The following is a 2,315-nucleotide window of genomic DNA, read 5'->3' as shown; positions in this document are numbered from 1 at the left end:
TTTCTTATCGTTTAAAAATAAAAATCGTGATTTTTCATGAATACAGGCCCAAATAGCCAATGGACAGACAGGTTACACGCCTGCAAATCCATTTTTAGCCAGACATCATGATGGTGTTAGAAATTTTCCAGCCCGCTGTTGAACCTGAGATTCATTGGCGGGAGAAAACAAATAGTCCATTTTGTCATTGACGGCTAGCTTATATTCCACATTCATTAGGATGTCAGGGTCATCTCTGGAAATATGGTAATAAGAAATCCATCCCTTTTGCTGGTTTTCATACTCAAAATAGAGTGTCAGTATTTTGTTACCTCCAATATGACCTGCAAAATCAGATAAGTAGGAATACTCGTCTGAATACACCACCTGCCCATTTTTGACAAAAATCAGTTTGGAGAAAACATCCATCTCTTCATTGAATTTCGCACCAATTACCGTTCCAATTTTTTGACGGCTCCAGCCACTGCCAATGACATGCGGGGTGTTCCACTCAAATGGGGTGATTTTGCTGATATCCACTAAACAGTCTGTGTTTTTTGGCAGTTTTCCATTTATTCATTACTTATGAAACATTTCATTTACAACAAAGCAAACCTCTTCATTTCATTTATTTTAATATCATTAACTGCCAGCAAAAATCACTGGCAGAGGTACCTATTAATATTTAAAAATCCCCTCTTCTGAAAAAATCAATTTGCCTTTCCTTGAAATTTCCAATATTCCTTGTTGATAGATTGTGTATGTCACATCTTTATTTTTAAACTCATACCCATAGAATCTACAACCGCCAGTTTTACAATTTCTATTCAAGGTAGTTCCTTTTAATGTAATTGAGACGTTATCTTTTTTTCTTATCCCTGTATAAATTACATTATCACAACTGATATTTCCTTCAGAACAAAGCACATTAACAGTAATACTATATGTCTTTGTCTCAAATACATCCGTATAAGCTGAAAATGATATAGAGGTGTATACCAGCAACATGATACCTAAAAAGGATAAAAAGGATTTCTTTACCATCTTTCATAAACTCCTTCGTTATAGATTTTTAGTTCAGCTTTTCGTCTATTTATTACGCCTTGATTGACCTCACCTTGCGATTTATTCCAAGCCTTCCAGGCATCATCCAGAGTGTCATAATCTGTTTTGGCATTTTCATCATTTACCAGTTTTACAACAGATGAATCTTTGAATCCCTTTTTACCAATGTTATATGCGAACATGACTAAGGCATCAAATTGATTCTGTTTTATCTCTTTGGTAATTGCACTATTGACGGTTTTCTCAAAAGGTGCGAGTGTCTCTTTAAATAATTCTTCAGCCTTCTCTTCTGTAATACCGTCTTTATAGGTATTCCATTCTTTCTCAGCAATTAATTTTCCATATCCAATAGTCGCTCCTTTATTCCATTTGGTTATGGTTTTTCCTGTCTGGTCATCATAAGGCTTTAATCTCAATGACTCGATGCCTTTTAATAAATCCAGTCCATCCTGATCCATGGTTTTTTCCGTACTGTCAGCTGAATTAGCTACGGGCACTGGAGCCGCAGATGGTAATGGTACAATTCCCGGCCGAATATCAGTGGGTACTGTTGGTCTTCCTGTAACATTGTCTGGAACTGGTGGAGACATTGGCCTTGTAGCTGGCGTTGCCGCTGATGCCGAAGAAATCAGCCCCATCGATCCCAGGGCAGCCATCCCCATCGGTCCCAAACCCGCCGCCATGACCGCTACCGGAAGCAAACTACCACTCTCCGAGGCACTGTCACCCCCGTCTGCGGCGGCCGGCGCCAGTCCCGCTCCCGCACTGCCGTTGTTGAGCCCAATAGCCGAGCCATCCACAAAGACTCCGCTGCTGTTCAGCAGGATAACTGATGAGCCAAATGCCACCCGGATATGCTCTGGCGTCATCTCGATACTGCCTTTGCCCACCTGCAGGGTGATATTATCCTCAGCCTGATACAGCTGCGTTCCCGGCCCCGCTTTTCCTGCCTTCGCCTTCACCTGTACCGTATTAGCCTCAGTGCTGCGCTTCAGGCAGATGGTCTCCGTCAGGTTACCCTGTTTCACGGTTTTGTGCTCATCTCCCGTCTGGACAGTCAGGGTGCGGTTACCGGCTTCCACCAACAGGCTCTGGTCATTTTTCACCACCGTCTTCATGTTGCGCTGCGCATGCAGCGACAGTAATTCACTGCCCTTCGCATCCTCAAACAGCAGTTCGTTATACCCTTCGCCCTTGTGGGTCTTGGAGCGGAACGCCATCTGGGTTTTGCTGCCCGGCAGCGCCCCCGGCGGGATATTACTGGCGTGGTA

3 protein-coding genes are annotated in these 2,315 nt (G+C 43.0%); all 3 read right to left on the bottom strand.

Annotated elements, in window-relative coordinates; all coding sequences use genetic code 11:
* Positions 1 to 105 precede the first annotated feature (105 nt).
* Complete coding sequence (locus PSI22_RS20995; RefSeq protein WP_273581425.1) at positions 106 to 519, bottom strand: hypothetical protein; 414 nt, start codon at positions 517 to 519, stop codon at positions 106 to 108.
* 138 nt (positions 520 to 657) lie between these two features.
* Positions 658 to 1,023, bottom strand: coding sequence for a hypothetical protein (locus tag PSI22_RS20990; RefSeq protein ID WP_273581424.1), 366 nt, complete (start codon positions 1,021 to 1,023; stop codon positions 658 to 660).
* On the bottom strand, positions 1,017 to 2,315 hold a 1,299-nt coding region (locus PSI22_RS20985; RefSeq protein ID WP_273581423.1), incomplete at its 5' end, for a glycoside hydrolase family protein. The genes PSI22_RS20985 and PSI22_RS20990, both read right to left, overlap by 7 nt.

This window comes from Xenorhabdus aichiensis, from assembly GCF_028598775.1.
Lineage (GTDB): Bacteria > Pseudomonadota > Gammaproteobacteria > Enterobacterales > Enterobacteriaceae > Xenorhabdus > Xenorhabdus bovienii.
The sequence above is the reverse complement of the archived record's forward strand: the minus strand, read 5'-3'. Positions and strand labels throughout refer to the sequence as shown.

Bases quoted from the DNA above. Each gene is read 5' to 3' on its own strand.
- PSI22_RS20990 (WP_273581424.1), bottom strand. From the start codon at position 1,023: ATGGTAAAGAAATCCTTTTTATCCTTTTTAGGTATCATGTTGCTGGTA.